The organism is Streptomyces sp. NBC_00005 (assembly GCF_045160215.1).
Classification (GTDB): Bacteria; Actinomycetota; Actinomycetes; order Streptomycetales; family Streptomycetaceae; genus Streptomyces.
Genome location: NZ_CP108316.1, coordinates 1,529,990 through 1,547,979, shown reverse-complemented (window position 1 = coordinate 1,547,979; position 17,990 = coordinate 1,529,990). Strand labels below are relative to the sequence as shown.

The following is a 17,990-nucleotide window of genomic DNA, read 5'->3' as shown; positions in this document are numbered from 1 at the left end:
CCGTGATCAGAGCAGCGCCTCGACGACCGCCCTGAGATTCGCCGGCCCCCGCCCGTACGCGCACAACCCGTCCGCCGCCTCCGTCTCCGCGTCCGGCACACCGGTGGCGACGAGAAGCGCGTCGGGGCGGCCGGTGAGCAGGGCGGTGCGGGTCGCCGCCTGCCATGGGTGAAGCTCGGCGTCCTCGGTGGCGATCAGCAGCGGTCGCCCCTGGGCGCGCCGCAGGATGCCGGCCACGTCCACGGGGCCTTCGACGGCCGTCACGCCGTCGGCACCCGGCATGACCTCGCGCACCAGGGTCACCAGGTCCGAACGGGCCCATTCCAGCGCGGGTTTGGGGCGACGGTGGAGGTCCACGACGAAGGGATCGAGGATCGGGCCGGGCAGCCCCTTCCACAGGATGGCCCGACGAGCGGCGAGCAGCCCCACGTCCCCGAGCGCGGGACCGGCCCCGCGGTCAGTGCTCGGCGGCTGCGCGAACCGCTCGGCCAGGGCATCGACCCGGCGGGCCGCGTCCACGACCCGGGCCGGGTCGAGCATGCCGCATGCCATCGCGTCGAGGAGCGCGTCCCGGCAGCGCAGCCACAGCTCCGGGTCCGGGCGGGCGATGATCAGCTGGTCCGCTCCCGCGGCGATGGCGGCGACGGCGCCGGCCGCCTCGCCCACCCCGTCGGCGATCGCCTTCATCTCCAGGGCATCGGTCACGACGACGCCCTGGAAACCGAGTTCGACGCGCAGGATGTCGGTGACGACACGGCGGCTGAGGGTGGCGGGGGCGGCGGCATCGAGTGCCGGGTAGACGACGTGCGCCGTCATGACGAGCGGGACGCCTGCCGCGACGGCGGCCCGGAAGGGCAACAGGTCGATCTCACGCAGGACTTGCTCGTCTCGCGCGTCGACGGCCATGCCCAGGTGACTGTCCACGGCGGTCGAGCCATGGCCCGGGAAGTGCTTCACGCACGGAGCGACGCCGGCGGCCAACGTGGCCTCGACCCAGGCGGTGACGTGCCGGGCCGCGTGGCCGGGATCGGCGCCGAACGCGCGAGTGCGCACGATGGGGTTGACCGGGACTCGGTGCACGTCGGCCACCGGGGCGAAACTCACGGCCACTCCACAGTCGGCCAGGTGCCGGGCGAGCGAGTCCGCGACGGCGGAGGTCAGCGCGATGTCGTCGGCGACGCCGAGCGCCCACGCCCCCGGAGTCTCCGGCGCCCCGGCCCGGGCCAGATGGCTGATGCCGCCGCCCTCCTGGTCGACGGTGACCAGCAGGCCCGGGCGCAGCGAGCGCAACTCGTCGGTGAGCTCCCGCAGTTGGGCTCGGCCGGCGACGTTGCGGGTGTGCAGGATGACGCCGCCGAGTCCGGTGTCGGCCAGCTGTTTGAGCTGGCCGGGGAGTGTCGTTCCGTCGAAACCGAGGACGAGACAGCGGTTCGCGGCCTCGACGAGATCACCGGGGAGCGTGGTCACGGGGTCATCTCCGCAGTGGTCGTATCGCCGCTTGTCGCGGCCTCGTTGGACGCGTCGTCACCCGGCTCCATCAGCAACACGCAGCGGGCCCAGTGCCGTTCGGTCACCTCGACGCGCGGCGGCTGCTCGGTGCTGCACGCGGCGCGTGCCAGGGGGCAGCGCGGGTGGAAGCGGCAGCCGGACGGGGGGTGGACCAGGTCCGGGGGCTCCCCGTAGTCGCCCTCGGCGGCCGCCGTCGCCGTGCCGTCGTCGCGGCCGGCACGTCCGGCCAGGAACTCCATCCGGTCGGGATCCGGTGTCGAGTCCAGCAGCAGGCGGGTGTACGGATGGGCCGGGGCCTGCGTGACGTCCTCCGCCGTGCCGTACTCGACGATCTCCCCGGCGTACATCACCGCGATCTCGTCGGCGAAGTAGCGGGCGCCGGCGATGTCGTGGGTGATGTAGAGCATGGCCAGGTGCCCCTCGTCCCGCAGAGCGGCCAGGAGGTTGAGGATCTCCAGCCGGATGGAGACGTCCAGCATGCTCACCAGCTCGTCGCCGAGCAGGACTTCGGGTTCGACGGCGAGTGCGCGGGCGATGGCGACGCGCTGCCGCTGGCCGCCGGAGAGCTCGTGGGGGAAGGCGTCGAGGAAACGCTCGGGCGGGGTGAGCCGCACGCGTTCCAGCAGGGCTCGTAGGCGCCGCTCCAATGCGTCGGCGTCCGTGACGGAACCGTGCAGCCGCAGCGGCCGTTCGAGCAGATAGCGCACGCGGTGCAGGGGGTTGAGGGAACCGAACGGGTCCTGGAGCACCATCTGGACCCGGCGGGCGTAGGCGCGGCGGGCCCGCCGGCCGCGCGCCGAGGCCGGCTTCCCGTACAGCAGGACGCTGCCGCTGGTGGGTTGCTGGGCGAGAGCGAGGGTGCGCGCGAAGGTGGACTTGCCGCTGCCGCTCTCACCGACGAGGGCCACGGTGCGGCCCGGACGCAGGCACAGTGAGGCGCTCTCCAGTGCGTGCACGGTCTCACCGCGTGCGCGGTGCACCGGGTAGTGGACGGTGACGTCCACCGCTTCGAGCACGGGGGCGGGCTCGTCAGTCGCACTCAACTTGTCGGTCACACCTACCCTGTTGGTCACACTCACTTCGTCCGGCACACCCACCTCGTCGGTCATCCTCGCCCTCCGGTGATCAGCGTGGGCAGGTCGTCGGCGTGGACGCAGGCCACCACGCGCTCCGGGCCGTGCTCGGTGAGCGCGGGAACCGCCGTCCCGCACTCCGACGTCGCATGGGGGCAGCGCGGTTGGAAGGGGCAGCCCGGCGGAAGGCCGCGCAGGTCGGGCGGGTTGCCCGGGATACCGTTCAGCCGGCGCATCGGCCCGCGCAGCGGCGGGAACGAGTCGCGCAGTCCGCGGGTGTACGGGTGTTTCGGGTCCCGGTACAGGTCCCCGGCCGGTCCGCTCTCCACGATCCGCCCGCCGTACATCACGGCGATCCGGTCGGCGATCTCAAGGAGCAGGGACAGGTCGTGCGTGATGAAGACGACGGAGAAGCCCAACTCTCGCTGCAACCGGATCACTTGGCGCAGGATCTGGCGCTGCATCACCACGTCGACGGCCGTCGTCGGCTCGTCCATCACCAGCAGATCCGGCTCGCAGACCAGGGCGAGCGCGATGGTGGCCCGCTGGCGCATCCCGCCGGAGAGCTCGTGTGCGTAGCCGTCCAGCCGGCCGGCGGGGATACCGACGAGTTCCAGCATGTGCGCGGCGCGCTCGCGGGCCTCGGACTTGGGCATACGACGATGGGCGCGCAGGACGTCGGTGAACTGTGCGCTCAGCCTCGCCACCGGATTGAGGGCGTTCATGGCGCTCTGGAAGACGACGGCCGTGTGCTCCCACCGCGTCCTGCGCAGCTCGCGTGCGTCGGCGTGCAGCAGGTCGACGGTGCCGCCCGCGCGCGGGTGGAGCGTCGCGCTGCCGGACAGGACGACGGCGGGCGGGCGCAGCAGTCGTAGCAACGCGTTCACGAGGGTGGTCTTGCCGCTGCCGCTCTCCCCTGCGATGCCGAGGATCTCGCCGCGACGCAGACGCAGGGACACCTGGGACACGGCCGGCAGGGGTTCGGCCTCCGAGCCGTAGTCGACACTCAGGTCCCGCACGTCCAGCAGCAGGTCTCCCGCGCTGTCCGCGGTCATCGCGCCTCCTTCCGCACGGACTTGGGCACGGACTTGTGTCCGGGCTTGCCCATGGACTTCCGCACGCTCTTGCGGCGGGCGCCGCGCAGCCGTGGGTTGGTCAGTTCGTCGATGCCGAAGTTGACGAGCCCGGCGGCCGCGCCCAGCACGGTGATGGCGACCCCGGGCGGCACGAACCACCACCACGCGCCGGAGACCATCGCCTGCCGCTGCTGGGCGAAGTAGAGCATGGTGCCCCAGCTGACGGTGTTGATGTCGCCGATGCCCAGGAAGTCCAGGCCGGATACGGCGAGGATGGATGTGACGAGCGAGAGCATCAGCGTCGCCGAGATCACCGGCAGCAGGTTGGGCAGCACCTCCACGAGCATGATCCGCAGATTGCTCTCACCGAGCAGCCGGGCGCCCAGGACGAAGTCCCGGTTGCGCAGCGACAGGGTCTGCACGCGCTTGGAACGGGCTCCCCAGGCCCAGCCGGTGAGCCCGATGACCAGCGCCACCGCGAACGGCCCGCCCCGGCCCCGCAGATACCCGGCGAGGATGATGACCAGCGGCAGCCCCGGCAGGACGAGGAAGACGTTGGTGAGGGCGCCGAGCACCGAGTCGATCGTGCCGCCGTAGTAGCCCCCGATCAGTCCGACGGCCACCGACAGCGTGGTGGAGACGACGGCCGCGAGCGCGCCCACGAGCAGGGACGTCCGGGTGCCCACGACGAGCTGGGCGAGGACGTCCGTGCCGTCCTGGGTGGTGCCCAACGGGTGGGCGCCCGAGGGGGGTTGGAGGACCGCCCCGGTCAGGGCCGTGGGGGACAAGGCCATCGGCGACTGCACGATCCACGGGCCGACGGCGGCCACGAGGACGTACCCGGCGATGATCGCGAGCCCCACGCGGGCCTTGCGGTTGGCGGGGATCAGCCGGCGCAGCGCGCTGCGCCAGGTCAGCCGGCCGGCCACGGGGGCGAGCGGGGCGGTCGGCGGGACCGCGAGCGTCATGCGTCCTCCCTGGTGCGCGGGTCGAGCAGGACGTAGACGGAGTCGGCGATGAAGTTCGCCACGAGCACGGACAGCGAGATGATCAGGAACAGGGCCTGCATCAGCGGATAGTCGAGGTTCACGACCGCCTGGTAGAAGAGGTAGCCGATGCCGGGATACGCGAAGACCGCCTCGGCGAGCAGTGAGCCGCCGACGACCGTGCCGATCGAGATGGCCAGGCCCGCCACCTGCGGCAGCATGGCGTTGCGGGCGGCGTACGCGAGCAGGATCCGCCACCGGCCGAGCCCCTTGGCCTCGGCGAGGGTGACGTAGTCCTCGGCCACGGTCGTGATCATCATGTTGCGCATCCCGAGCAGCCAGCCGCCGACCGAGGAGACGACGATGGTCAGGGCGGGCAGGAAGCCGTGCGCGATCACGCTGCTGACGAACGTGAAGCCGAACCCCGGCTCGAGATTCAGGTCGTAGCCGTTCTGCGAGGGAAAGACCGGCAGGCTCACCGACAGCAGCAGAAGAAGCATGGTGGCGACCCAGAAGTACGGCATCGAGCCGAGGAAGGTCGCCAGCGGCGCCAGCACGCTGTCCAGGCGACTGCCGGGCCGGGCACCGGAGATGATGCCGAGTACGGTGCCGAGCAGGAATGCCAGGACGGTGGTCAGGCTCACCAGACCCAGCGTCCACGGCAGGCCCTGCGAGATCATCTCGCTGACGGGCTGCGGGAAGTACGCGGTGGAGATGCCGAAGTCGAGGTGGGCGATCTGCGAGAGGTAGTGCAGATACTGCTGCCACAAGTTCTGGTCGGGGACGCCGAACAACGCCCGGATGGACTTCTCGGTCGCCGGGGTGACCTGTGAGCGCTGGGCCAGCTTGTTGAGGATGACGGAGGCCGGATCCCCCGGCATGAGCCGGGGGATGACGAAGTTCAGCGTGATGGCCACGGCTGCGGTCGCGAGGTAGAAGCCGAGGCGGCGCAGGAGGACCCGGGCCCGGCCGCCGCGACGGCGCCGGCGTGCGGAGCCGTCCGCCGCAGCCGCCGACGGCCCCGTCCCGCCGACCGGAAGCGTCGTCGCCGTCATCGGACGGACTCCTTCGGTGGCGTCACGGCTACTTCACCGGCTTCAGGTGCGCGAGCACGTTCTCGAACGCCGGTCCGCCGTTCCACGGCGCGCAGATGTCGTACGGGTTGTTCTTGCTGGGGAATCCGGTCCAGTTGCGGGAGCTCCACGCGCAGCCGGCGGTGATGTTCGACAGTGTCACGTACGGCACCTGGTCGACGATGATCTTCTCCAGCTTGCGGGTGAGTTCGATCTGCGTCTGCTCGTCGCCGGTGTTCGCGAGCTGGTTGAGCAGGCCGTCGGTGCTCTTGTCGCGCCAGCGCAGGTAGTTGTTGGTCTGCGCCTTGCCGCCGTTCGGTGTGCCGGCGAACTCGCTGTTCAGCAGCGGGTTGTAGATCTGCCACGGCACGGCGCCGTACGCGAGTCCGTACGCGGCGAGGTCGAAGTCGCCCTTCTCGCGGGTGTCGGTGTAGGTGCCGCTGGCCAGTGGTTGCACGTTCACCTTGACGCCGATCTTGCCGAGCTGGTCGGCGATGATCCGGGCCCGCTGCACGGAGTCCGCGAAGTCGGCGACCTCGATGTAGTTGAGCGTGAGCTGCTTGCCGTCCTTCACTGCCTTGCCGCCGCTCAGCGTGTAACCGGCCTGCTGCAGCTGGGACTTGGCGCCCGCGAGATCGGTCTGGACGGCCTCCTTGTACGCCGGGTCGAGCCACTTGCCCTGCGTCGCGGCGTCCAGGCCGGTCTGGCTGATCGGGTCGGCGCCGAGCTGGGTGACCAGCTGGATGAGCTGCTTGCGGTCGATCGCCAGCTCGACCGCCTTACGGACATGGACGTCCTTCAGTGCGCCCTTGTCGTGGTTGAAGACCAGGATCAGAGCTCCGTACGTCGGATAGAAGTAGCCGTTCTTCGCCGGGTCCTTGTCGACGTACTGCTTCTCCAGGTTGGGTATGGCGCCCCCGCTCACATCCTCCTGGCCGCTGGTCAGTTGGGAGATCTCGGTGGCGGAGTTCACCACCGGCAGCCGGATCTGCTTGACCTGGATCCTGCTGCGCCAGTAGTCGCCGCGCAGGGCCAGCGAGATCTGCTGCGGATCGAACCGCTTCAGCGTGTACGGGCCGCTGGCCACGGGATCCGGGTTGGTGAAGGTGACCGGGTTCTTTCCCGTCCAGTACTTCTCCGGAACGATGTACTGCTGGAGAATCGACGCGACCTGGGTGAAGGCGGGTTTGTCGAAATGGAAGACGACCGTCTTCTCGCCCTGCGCGGCCACCGATTGAAACGACACCCCGGACGAGTTGAGCGCGGGTGTCTTCTTCACCAGTTGGAAGGTGAAGACCACGTCCTTGGCGGTGACCGGTTTCCCGTCGCTCCAGGTGGCTTTCTTGTCGACATCCACGGTCAGCGTGCGGCCGTCCGACGACAGTTTCTGCGCGGAGGCGAGCCACGGTTCGAATGCGCCGCCCTTGAGGACATTCACCCCCATCAGCGACTGATACATATAGATCCTGGTTCCCGGAGAAGCGTCCCCGGTGCTGGTCAGCGGATTGAAGTTGCGCTGCAGCACGGTTTTTCCGGAAGCATAGTTAATCATCAGTGAGCCGCTGCCCGAACTCGTGGAACCGCTGTCCTGGCAGGCGGTGAGTGCCAGACTCATCACCACGGCGAGCGCTGCGGGACCGGTTCTGACGGACCATCTGAGCCGCACGGTCGACCTCCTGTCTCGGATGCCGCATTGTGCGAACGGAGAACTCCGACTGTCAAGGAAGAAAGGGAAATCGCCGACATACGATCCAGGTTCCAAAAAACAAAGGAACCAGGTTCGTATGTCGGAGACGTGTTTCCTTGAGTGGCATAGGAGGGCAAGAATGACTCTCAGCCGAACCGGAAGCAATCAGGGAAAATCGGAGGCAGTGAATTGACGCAGACGCGTGACACACCCTCGGCGACCGGCTGGATGCGCCAGGCGAGGTTCGGCCTCTTCGTCCACTTCGGCGTCTACAGCATGGCCGCACGGCACGAATGGGTGCGCAGCTACGAGGAGATCGGGGACGCCGAGTACCAGCGATACGTCGACCACTTCGACCCCGACCTGTTCGACGCCGCCGACATCGCCCGCACGGCACGCGCGGCCGGCATGCGTTACGCCGTACTGACCACCAAGCACCACGACGGCTTCTGCCTCTGGGACTCGGCCGTCACGGACTACACCTCGGCCAGGGTCTGCGGCCGGGACCTCGTCGCCGAGTTCGTCGCCGCGGCCCGTGCCGAAGGGCTCAAGGTCGGCTTCTACCACTCGCTCCTCGACTGGCACCATCCCGACTACGTGATCGACGGCGTCCACCCGCTGCGCAACGCACCGGACGTGGCGGCCCTCAACTCCGGCCGCGACATGGGCAGATACCGCACCTACCTGCACACCCAGGTCAGGGAGCTGCTCACCTCGTACGGCCAGGTCGACCTGATGTTCTACGACTTCACGTTTCCCTGGCAGCGCGGCGGCATGCCGGGCAAGGGGCCCGAGGACTGGGACTCACCGCGACTCCTGGAGATGACCCGTACCCTCCAGCCCGGCATCGTGGTCAACAACCGCCTCGGCATCCCCGGCGACTACGTGACCCCCGAGCAGTACCAGCCGGACCGCCCGCTGACCGAGAACGGCGTCGAGGTGATGTGGGAGGCGTGCCAGACCCTCAACGGCTCGTGGGGATACCACCGGGACAACCTGGAGTTCAAGGACCCCGGCGACGTGGTGCGCATGCTCGTCCAGTCCGTGTCGAACAACGGCAACATGATCCTCAACGTCGGTCCCGACGGCCGCGGGAACATTGAGCCCCGGGCCCGTGCGATCCTCCACTCCGTCGCGGACTGGATGCGGTTGCACGCCCGTGCCGTCCACGGTGCCGGTCCCGCTCCGTTCGCGCCGCCCGCCCACGGCGTCTACACCCTCCGAGGCAACCGCCTCTACCTGCACCTCTTCTCCTGGCCGTTCAAGCACGTCCATCTGCCCGGACTCGCCGGCCGGGTGGAATACGCCCAACTGCTGGGCGACGGCAGCGAAGTCGCGCTCAGCGTGCTCGACGACACCCCGCAACCGCACGCCCACCTCGCCCCGCTGCCGCAGGCCGCCGACACCCTGACGCTGACACTCCCGGTCACCCGCCCCGACGTGCTCGTGCCGGTCGTGGAGCTGTTCCTGACGGAGCAGTAGGTCACCGCGCCGGCGGCCCGCTGCTCTCCCGCACCACCAGCTCCGTGGCCACCTCCACCCGCGTCGTCTCCGGCTCCTGCCCCGACAGCAGCCGCAGCACCATCCGGGCGGCGAGCGCGGTCATGTCGGCGATGGGGGTGCGCATGGTCGTCAGACGGGGCGTCACCCAGTCCGCGAACGGCAGGTCGTCGAAGCCGACCACGCTGACGTCGTCGGGGATGCGCAGCCCCCGCTCGGCCGCCGCACGATAGGTGCCCAGCGCCTGATGGTCGCTGCCCGCGAAGATCGCCGTGGGGCGGTCGGCCAACGCCAGTAGATCCAGGGCGTGTTGATACGCGAGAGGGTGGGTGAAGTCGCCGTAGCGGACCAGCTCCGGATCGAAGGGCAGCCCGGCCTCCGCGAGCGCCGAACGGTAACCGTCCACGCGGGCGCGTGAGGTCAACCGGCGCTCCGGGCCGCTGATGACGGCGATGCGCCGATGCCCGAGCTCGATGAGATGGCGGGTCGCGGCAAGCCCGCCGGGCCAGTTGGTCGCTCCCACCCAGACAATGCCGGGCGCGGGTTCCTCGATCGGTGCGACGAGGGCGTACGGGATGCCGAGACCGGCGAGGTCCGCCTGCTGCTCGGGGGTGAGTTCGGGTACGACGAGGATCGCGCCGCGCGTGGGGCGCGTGGCCAGTGAGTCGAGCCACTGACGCGCCCGCTTCTGCCGGCCGTGCGTCGCCGAGACGACCAGCCCCATGCCCGCCTCGTGCAGCACGTCCTCCGCGCCCCGGATCAACTCCACCGCCCAGGGACTGTCCAGTTCGTTGATGACGAGATCGATCAGCCCGCCGGGCGGAGCCGCGGTGGCCGCGGGCCGCCGGCGCGCGAGATAGCCGTGCTTCTCCAGCAGGCGCTGCACCTTGGCTCTGGTCTCGGCCGATACATCGGACCTGTTGTGCAGCACCTTGGAGATGGTGGAGACCGAGACACCTGCCTCGTCTGCGATTTCGGCAAGAGTTCGCCGCCTCGCTTCACCGGACCCTGTCCGGACCGTTGACGTCATCGGATGAATCTCCTACGTTTCCGGAGCGGCCGCAGATTGCGAAAACTATCGCAATCCAACTCTCCAGCGTAGAGGTGGCAGGTGGTTCTCGATGAAGGACCGGCGTCCGGGCGGGAGTTGGCGCGCCGCCTGTCTGGTGGCACCCCCGACGAGAACTGGAGACGGCGCATGAGACCGAGACATCTGTCCGTACTGGCCGCCGTGGCAGCGCTGTTGGCCTTCCCGGTCCAGGCACAGGCAGCGGGCGTAGGCCGCACCTATCACGTCGCCCCCTCGGGCAGTGATCACGCAGTCGGCTCGCCGGCGAACCCCCTGCGCACCATCGGTGGCTGCCTCTCCCGCGTCCACCCCGGTGACACCTGCCTGATCCACCGCGGCACTTACCGCGAGCAGGTCACCCCGCCCTCCGGCACCAAGGATGCCCCGGTCACGATCGCCGCGTACGGCGACGGCCCGGTGACCGTCGACGGAACCGAGCCGGTGACCGGTTGGAAGAACGCCGGCGGCGGACTGGTCGCCGCCGACACGGACCTGCCGCTCGACCCCGACTTCAACGCGGTGTTCCTGGACAACGACCGTGCGGCGGAGGGCCGTTGGCCCAACTCCGGTTCCGATCCGCTGAACACCACCTGGGCCGAGGCCGACGCCACCTCCACCGACCAGCACATCGACGACACCGACCTGCCGGACGCCGATTGGACCGGCGCGACCGTACACCTGTGGGCGGGCTCCAACCCCTGGGCCCAGCAGACCGGCACGGTCACCGCCACCTCACCGGGCAAGCTGGACTTCACGGGCGGCAACTACCGCTGCCCGCCCCTGTGCATGGGCAACCAGAACTACCGCAACTACTACCTCGTGGGCGCGAAGGCCGCCCTCGACCAGCCGGGGGAGTGGTACTACGACAAGGCCGCCCACCGCCTCTACATGGTCGCGCCGAAGGGCGGTATCGCAGGGCACAAGGTGACCGCCAAGCACCGCCTGTGGGGCATGGACCTCACCAACAGCTCCTACGTCACGGTGCGCGGCCTCGACCTGTGGGGGACCTCCCTGCGAACGGGCAAGGCCAGTACGGGAGTTGTGGTCGACACACTGCACGCCACGTACATCTCCGAGTTCTCGACCCTCCCCATGCCACCGGACGGCGACCTCGCGATCCCGCCGTCCGAGGGGCACATCGTCGCCTCGCGCATCCTCGACTCCGGCGTGCAGATTCTCGGCACGGGCAACACCCTTGAGAACAGCGAGATTTCACAGTCCGCAGGCGACGGCGTCCTGGTGCGAGGCACCGGCAACACGGTCACCGACAACTACATCCACGACGTCGGCTGGATGGGCAGCTACACCCCCGGCATCGAGATCAACGGCAACGACCACACGGTCACGCACAACACGATCCGCCGCACGGGACGCGCCTCCATCGACACGGCCTGGCAGCTCAACGGCACCGAGTTCCACGGCAACCGGATCGCCTACAACGACCTGTCCGAGGCCATGCGCACCTCCCGCGACGGCTCACCCTTCTACGTCTGCTGCAGCCTGGACGGCACCGGGACCTCCATCGACCACAACACCTCGCACGACGCCGACGGCCAGGTCGGCTTCTACGTCGACAACTACTCCGGGCACTTCCTGCTGCACCACAACGTCGCCTGGAACACCGGCACCCGAGGCACCTTCTTCAACGGCCACACCGGCCCGAGCATCGCCAACCAGGATCACAACTCCAGCTATGGCGTGGGCATCAACGGCAACTCGGTGCTGCTGAGCGGCGCGACCGATGCCTCCGGCTCGTACCTCAGCAACATCGTCGGACCGATGCCGATCAGCGCGAGCCAGACAGGCGATCCACTGCCCGTCGTCCGTTCCAACCTCATCGACAGCACGCCCGGCTACGCCGACGCCGTCAACGGCGAACTGTGGCTCACCGCCGGCTCACCCGCCATCGACGCGGGCGAGACGATCGACGGAATCACCACAGACGTACGAGGGACGGCTCCCGACATCGGCGCGTACGAATACGGCGCACCGATCTGGTCCACCGGCTGCAGCCTCCCTGGCTGCCAGCAGCGAGTCCGGCACGGCGCCTGGACCGCGACCGCGAGCGACGGCACGGACGCGTCCGCCGCCGTCGACGGAGACATCAACACCCGCTGGACGGCTGCAGCCGCGCAGGCCCCCGGCCAATCACTGACCGTCGACCTGGGCGAGACGAAGACCTTCGACCGGCTCTCCCTCGACGCCGGACGCGACACCAGCGGACAGCCGTACGGCTTCTCGGTGTCCGTCAGCCGCGACGGCACGCACTGGACCAGTCCCCTTGCTCAGGTCTCCGGCCGCTCCTTCACCCAGGACGCGGCCTTCCCGACCCGGACGGCCCGCTACGTCCGCATCACCCTGACTGCGAGCGGCCCTGTCCCCTGGGTGGTCAACGACCTGCGCCTGTACGGCGAGGGCCCCGACGCCTCCGCCACGCTCCAGGCCGAGCAGGCGACATCCGTGCGCGGGGTCGAGCGCGGCGCGAGCGCGACCGGCGTGCTGGGCTCCGGTGACCGGATCGGCTTCCGGCGGGCGAGCGTGAGCGGCGACCGGCTCACCGTCCGCCTCGCCTCCACCTGTACCACGGGCTGCGCGCTCCAGCTCCGGGTCGACGCCCCGGACGGCCTGGTGGCGGCGACCCTTCCCGTGCGCACGACCGGCTCCGCCGACACCTGGCGGGAGGAGTCGGTCACCCTGTCCCGCCGGCCGACCGGCATCCACTCCCTCTATCTCGTCGCGAAGGGAGGTTCTCGGGTCGCGGCCCTGGACTGGCTGACGATCCGCGAGTGACAGCGCGGAGACGCAGGTCACATACGGCCATGTCACAGGGGGTCGGGCTGTCTCGTCTCAGGGTGTGTAGCCACCGAAAACCACGGAGGAGCACACCATGGACGCGCGACTGAACTTCTTCGCCACCCCGATCGCCGGCAAGGTCATCAAGAATTTCATGACGATCGGCAAGGCGGTCAAGGAGTCGCCCCTGCCGGCCGCGACGCAGGAGCTGGTGGCGTTGCGCGTGAGCCAGATCAACGGCTGCGCCGTCTGCATCGACATGCACACCAAGGACGCCGCCGCTGCCGGCGAGTCTTCGGTACGGATGAACCTGGTCGCCGCGTGGCGGGAGGCCACGGTCTTCACCGAGGCCGAGCGCGCCGCGCTGGAACTGGCGGAAGAGGGCACCCGGGTCGCGGACGCGGGGGGTGGGGTCAGCGACGAGGTGTGGGAGTACGCCGCCAAGCACTACGACGACGAGCAGCTCACCGCCCTGGTGATCCTCGTGTCCTTCATGAACTCGGTGAACCGGCTGAACATCATCACCCGGCAGCCGGCCGGCGACTACAAGCCCGGGCAGTTCCACTGAACGGCATCGGCAACCGGCCCCGGGGTCCGGCGGCGGGCCCCGGACCCCGGGCTCGACGGCGTTACCCTGGCCTGCCGATGGTCCGGATGATCACCGGCAGACGCCTGCGCCGACCCGTACGGTCAGGTCGGAGCCTGTCAGGGGGAGAGGAGCCGGCGTGAGCAAGGTCGAGGACTTCGAGGAGCTGCGGCCGCTGCTGTTCTCGCTCGCCTACCGGATTCTGGGCAGCGTGAGCGAGGCGGAGGACGCGGTGCAGGAGACGTGGCTGCGCTTCGACGGCTCAGGGACCCGCCCCACCTCGACCAAGGCCTTTCTGTCGGCCACGGTGACACGGATCTCGATCGACGTGCTGCGTTCCGCGCGGGTACGGCGGGAGGAGTACGCCGGGCCGTGGTTCCCCGAACCGCTGCTGAGCGATCCGTATCAGGATCCGGCGCGGTCGGTGGAACTGGCCGACTCGGTGTCCATGGCGGCGCTCCTGCTGCTGGAGCGGCTCAGCCCGCTCGAGCGGGCGGTGTTCGTGCTGCGGGAGGTCTTCGGCTTCGGGTTCGACGAGGTCGCCGCGGCGGTCGGACGATCCGAGTCGGCGTGCCGGCAGCTGCTGGTGCGGGCGCGGCGGCACATGGAGGCCGGTCGGCCGCGCTTCGCGGCCGACCGTCAGGAGCGGCAGGAACTGGCGACCCGCTTCTTCGACGCCCTGAAGGACGGCGATGTGGGCGGACTGCGGAACCTGCTGGCCGCCGACGCGCAGTTGGTCGGAGACAGCGGCGGCAAGGCCCCGCAGCTGGCCAGGACCGTCATGGGCGCGGAGAACGTGGCCCGACTGCTGGGCACGGTCTACCCCTGGCTGATCCGGATCGACGTGACCTTCGAGCCGCACGAGGTCAACGGCCAGCCGGGCGCGATCTTCCGCGACCGGGACGGCAGGATCCTGCAGACCGTGGTCCTCGACGTACTCGACGGGCAGATCCAGACCGTCCGCGCGGTGATCAATCCCGACAAGCTCGGCCACCTCGGACCGGTCGGCGACGCCTGGGCCGTCGACCGCGAGGTGAAACAGACGCGCCGGCAGAAGAACTGACCTCGACCGACCCGCCCCTTCGGCGCTCAGAAGAAGCGCGCCTCCGGGAATCGGGCCGACGGCCCGTCCAACAGGCCGTCGTCGTCCCGGCCGCGCAGCCGGCGGTCGAAGAAGGCGGCGAGGTAGGCCCGTTCGGCAGCGATCGCACGCCGCGGCGCGATGGTGCCGATGTTCTCCACGACGGTCTTGCGGGGGAGGCCGAGCTGGTGGGCGATCTGCGGGATGAGTGCCTCGGCGTCGGTGTACGTCGCGTGATCGGCGCCGCGCAGGCTCAGGCCCCGGTGCCAGCCGTGACTGTGCCGCCACAGGGCGTTCCATGACGGCACCGTGGCGAGGTTGTTGCCGTCCATACCGATCAGCAGGAACGGGCGGTCGAGGCCGTCGGCGGCGACGCTGGAAAGGTTGCCGGGGGTGCTGTCGTTCTGGACGTCGGCGAGAACGCCGTCCAGGTCGGCCCCTGCCGCGATGCGCGGATCGTCGTGCATGGTCTGCAGTGCGGTGAAGCCACCTGCCGACTGACCGAACATGCCGATGCGGTCGAAGTCCAGCATGCCGCGCAGGACTTGGGGGAGTGCACTCGGCAGTTCGTCGAGCAGGAAGCGGGTGTCGGCCACCCTTACCGCCATCGTCTTGCGCAACAGGGCGGTGATGCGCTCCTGGTCCGGGTACGCCTTCTCGTACTCCGCGGGCAGAACGGACTTCTCGACGCGGCCGCCGGGAAACTGGACGGCGGAGGCGTCGTAGGTGTGATCGATGGTCACCACGACATAGCCGCGGGAGGCAAGGTCGTCGCAGAGCGTGGTGCCCAGGGAACGCGGGTCCCCGGCACCGGGCGAGTAGTACACCACCGGGAACGGGCCGCGGGCCCGATCGACCGGGGCGCCTTCGTGAGCGTGGGTGCGGGTGGCCGACCAGTCGACCTCACTGGCGGGCACGTCGGTGAAGCTGTTCAGGGCGGCGAATCCGGCGGCCTCGCCGGGGAGCATCTGCGGTGCGGCCGGATACCCGGCGACGGTCCGGGCCGGGTAGCGGATGCCGATCATGAGCTCCCGGTACGGCTGCGACGTGATCCAGGGATCGCAACGCGAGGCATCGACGAGGTGCAGTGAGACCGTCCCCACGACGTACGGTCCGCTGGGCGTGGGCAAGGTCAGCCGTACCGAGCCCGCCTTGCCCGGCCCGGCGGACGCGGCTCGTGCCGGGACGGTGGACAGGGCGAGGGCGGCGGCAGCCGACAGAAGGGTGGCGCGGCGGCTCAGCATGACGGGACCTCTTCGTTTGTGCGCGATCCGAACGCGGTCGGTAGGCGATCTGTACGTGTTCGGCGATCACGTTCAGCGTCGCGGTTCGGCCGGGGCGTCACCATCCGGCAGGCCCGTTGATGCGCGTGGGGGGTTACCCCCAGACCCCATCTCCCCGACCAGGCGGTATCGGGCTCCATCCGTGGGTGGAGACTTCTCCATCGACCCGTGGGTGCTGGTGATCCACTGGGTACTCGGAGCACGCTTGGGGCATGAGTTCTCTCCACTCAGCGCTTGTCGCTCTCACCGGTGCCTGCGTCCTGACCTTTGTCGTGGCCTGGATCGTGGGTGCCGCCTACTTCGGCGTGAAGAGCCAGGGCAGCCTGCACGGCTGGGTGCGCGGACTGCGCGGCACACTGCCCCGCCGGGTCCTGCTGATCGCGGGCGCCTTCGCCTTCTCCACGCTGGTCGGACACTCTCGGGGCTTCTGGCGCCATCTGCAGTACTGGCAGCCCGAACTCGCCCTCCTCGGTGGCCTGTTGGTCGTCGCCTCCACCGCGTTGCTGCTGTGGGCCCGCTGGGTCCTGGGCACGATGTGGGCCAGCGTCCCGCTGCTCCAGGAGCACCACGAGCTGCGCACGGACGGTCCCTACCGGCTGGTCCGCCACCCCATCTACACCGGCCTGCTCGGCCTGGCAATAGGCGGCATGTTGGCCTGCGGCTTCGGGGTGTGGACAGCCATCGTGGCGGTCGCCATTCCGTGGCTGCTGCGCCGGGTCCGGATCGAGGACGGGCTCATGGCCGGCCAGTTCGGTTCCTCCTACGACGCCTACCGCGCCCGCGTACCGGCGCTGCTCCCGTGGACGCGTCCCGCCGGGGCCGGACACCGCCCTGCCGGCAGCGAGCAGTAGCGGACCGGAACCGGAGTCGCAGCAGGGCGAGTTGACGGCGCGGCCCGGGCACGCCCCGGCTCGGCGGTCCCGCGTGGTTCACGCGGACACGGGCGGCCTTCCCCGGCTGATCGTGTCGAGCAGCAGCATCGCGGCCACCGTCGCCCCGTCGCTGCGGATCGTGGCGGCCACGGCGGTCGCCCGTGCCCGGGTCTCGGGGGCAAGGGCCGTGCGGAGCGCGGACGACAGGGACTCGAAGGTCGGAGTCGGACCGTCGTGTGCCGCGCCGATGCCCAGCTCGGCCACCCGGCCGGCCCAGTACGGCTGGTCAGCCATCTGAGGTGCCACCACCTGGGGCGCGCCCGCGCGGGCAGCCGTCGTGGTCGTACCCGCGCCGCCGTGATGCACGACGGCGGCCACCCGGCCGAACAGGTGCTGCTGGTTGACCTCGCCGACCGCGAAACAGTCGTCCCGGTCGTCGATCAGCGCCAGGTCCGCCCAGCCGCGCCGGACGATTGCGCGGCGGCCCTGCGCGCGGATCGCCTCGATGGCCACCCGGGCGACGTCCTTGGCACCGTGCATGGGCATGCTGCCGAAGCCCACGTACACCGGTGGTGCGCCGGCGTCCAGGAAGGCCATCAACTCGTCCGGGAGCGGGCGTTCGTCCGGCAGGATCCAAGCACCGGTCTGCACCACGTCGTGGTCCGCCGACTCCTGCCACGGGGACAGGACCGGGTCGGCCGCCAACCACGGGCGGTCGGTGAGGACGTGGTTGCGGAAGTCATCCACCGGCGGCAGGCCGATCGAGGCCCGGTGGGCATTGAGCCCCGGGCCGAACACCTCGTTCATGCTCTCGGTGTTCAGGTCCCACAGCTTCCGGTTGTCGGTCGCGTCGGACGGGAACGGCCGGCCCGGCAGCGCGAGCGGCGGGTGGTGCGGCGACGGCAGATACGCCGGGAAGAAGGCTGCGAACACATAGGGGATGCCCAGTGTCTCGGCCACCGACCGGGCGCCCGCCGCGGACGGCAGCAGGCCGGTCGCCACCACCGCGTCACATCCCTCGGCCGCCGCGGCGACCGCGTCGAACTGCGCGGCGACCAAGGCGGCCGCGCGCTCCGGCAGGCCCGCCGGCGACGGCTGCGTCGCCGCGGTCACCACCGCGCGCACCGGCGCGCTCGCCGGCACCAGCGGCACACCGACACCGGCCAGCCGCTTCGCGGACTCCTCGTCCGAAGGCGCGCACACCAGCGCCTCCGCGCCGAACTCCCGCAACGCCACCGCGAGTCCCGCCATCGGTTCGACGTCCCCGCGCGACCCGTACGTGGACAACAGCACACGCATTTCTCGACTCCCCATTCCGCAGATTCCGGCCTCGGCCGGAGATTCTGCGGCACGACCCGGGCCTTGCCGCAAGCCCCCTGGTGCGCTATACGTTGAAAAGGGA

General features: G+C 70.0%; 14 protein-coding genes. 5 read left to right on the top strand and 9 right to left on the bottom strand.

What is annotated here, in order from left to right:
• Positions 1 to 6 precede the first annotated feature (6 nt).
• From OG303_RS07550 to OG303_RS07525, 6 genes are all read right to left on the bottom strand, one after another.
• Entirely contained in the window at positions 7 to 1,467 is a 1,461-nt protein-coding gene (locus OG303_RS07550) for a glycoside hydrolase family 3 N-terminal domain-containing protein (RefSeq protein ID WP_405866050.1), read from the bottom strand.
• Entirely contained in the window at positions 1,464 to 2,552 is a 1,089-nt protein-coding gene (locus OG303_RS07545; protein WP_405866048.1) for an ABC transporter ATP-binding protein, read from the bottom strand. The genes OG303_RS07550 and OG303_RS07545 overlap by 4 nt, the downstream gene beginning before the upstream one ends.
• Positions 2,553 to 2,614: 62 nt before the next feature.
• Positions 2,615 to 3,637: an ABC transporter ATP-binding protein gene (locus tag OG303_RS07540; protein WP_405866046.1), complete on the bottom strand. Its 1,023-nt coding sequence runs from the start codon at positions 3,635 to 3,637 to the stop codon at positions 2,615 to 2,617.
• Complete coding sequence (locus OG303_RS07535) at positions 3,634 to 4,626, bottom strand: ABC transporter permease (protein WP_405866044.1); 993 nt, start codon at positions 4,624 to 4,626, stop codon at positions 3,634 to 3,636. The genes OG303_RS07540 and OG303_RS07535 overlap by 4 nt, the downstream gene beginning before the upstream one ends.
• Complete coding sequence (locus OG303_RS07530; RefSeq protein ID WP_405866042.1) at positions 4,623 to 5,699, bottom strand: ABC transporter permease; 1,077 nt, start codon at positions 5,697 to 5,699, stop codon at positions 4,623 to 4,625. The genes OG303_RS07535 and OG303_RS07530 overlap by 4 nt, the downstream gene beginning before the upstream one ends.
• Positions 5,700 to 5,727: 28 nt before the next feature.
• A complete protein-coding gene (locus OG303_RS07525; protein WP_405866040.1) occupies positions 5,728 to 7,161 on the bottom strand; it encodes an ABC transporter substrate-binding protein in 1,434 nt (477 codons plus the stop codon).
• Between the two features lie 432 nt (positions 7,162 to 7,593).
• On the opposite strand from OG303_RS07525, the gene OG303_RS07520 reads away from it, so the two are divergent.
• Positions 7,594 to 8,886: an alpha-L-fucosidase gene (locus tag OG303_RS07520; RefSeq protein WP_405866038.1), complete on the top strand. Its 1,293-nt coding sequence runs from the start codon at positions 7,594 to 7,596 to the stop codon at positions 8,884 to 8,886.
• 1 nt (position 8,887) lies between these two features.
• Here the strand turns inward: OG303_RS07520 and OG303_RS07515 are convergent, their stop codons facing one another.
• Complete coding sequence (locus OG303_RS07515; protein WP_405866036.1) at positions 8,888 to 9,934, bottom strand: LacI family DNA-binding transcriptional regulator; 1,047 nt, start codon at positions 9,932 to 9,934, stop codon at positions 8,888 to 8,890.
• 168 nt (positions 9,935 to 10,102) lie between these two features.
• On the opposite strand from OG303_RS07515, the gene OG303_RS07510 reads away from it, so the two are divergent.
• The 3 genes from OG303_RS07510 (at position 10,103) to OG303_RS07500 (ending at position 14,415) form a co-directional block, all read left to right on the top strand.
• Positions 10,103 to 12,763 (top strand): discoidin domain-containing protein, encoded by a 2,661-nt coding sequence (locus OG303_RS07510; protein WP_405866034.1) that lies wholly within the window; start codon positions 10,103 to 10,105, stop codon positions 12,761 to 12,763.
• Between the two features lie 97 nt (positions 12,764 to 12,860).
• Positions 12,861 to 13,334 carry a carboxymuconolactone decarboxylase family protein gene (locus OG303_RS07505; protein ID WP_405866032.1) on the top strand — a complete coding sequence of 158 codons (474 nt, stop codon included), beginning with the start codon at positions 12,861 to 12,863 and terminating at the stop codon, positions 13,332 to 13,334.
• 157 nt (positions 13,335 to 13,491) lie between these two features.
• Positions 13,492 to 14,415, top strand: a complete 924-nt coding sequence (locus OG303_RS07500) for an RNA polymerase sigma-70 factor (protein WP_405866030.1) — start codon at positions 13,492 to 13,494, stop codon at positions 14,413 to 14,415.
• Positions 14,416 to 14,441: 26 nt separating this feature from the next.
• Here OG303_RS07500 and OG303_RS07495 read toward each other — a convergent pair whose 3' ends face one another.
• Positions 14,442 to 15,677: an alpha/beta hydrolase family protein gene (locus OG303_RS07495; protein ID WP_405866028.1), complete on the bottom strand. Its 1,236-nt coding sequence runs from the start codon at positions 15,675 to 15,677 to the stop codon at positions 14,442 to 14,444.
• Positions 15,678 to 15,928: 251 nt separating this feature from the next.
• Between OG303_RS07495 and OG303_RS07490 the strand changes: the two genes are divergently transcribed.
• Positions 15,929 to 16,567 (top strand): methyltransferase family protein, encoded by a 639-nt coding sequence (locus OG303_RS07490; protein ID WP_405866026.1) that lies wholly within the window; start codon positions 15,929 to 15,931, stop codon positions 16,565 to 16,567.
• Between the two features lie 78 nt (positions 16,568 to 16,645).
• Here OG303_RS07490 and OG303_RS07485 read toward each other — a convergent pair whose 3' ends face one another.
• Positions 16,646 to 17,887, bottom strand: coding sequence for a glycosyltransferase (locus OG303_RS07485; RefSeq protein WP_405866024.1), 1,242 nt, complete (start codon positions 17,885 to 17,887; stop codon positions 16,646 to 16,648).
• Between the last annotated feature and the right edge of the window lie 103 nt (positions 17,888 to 17,990).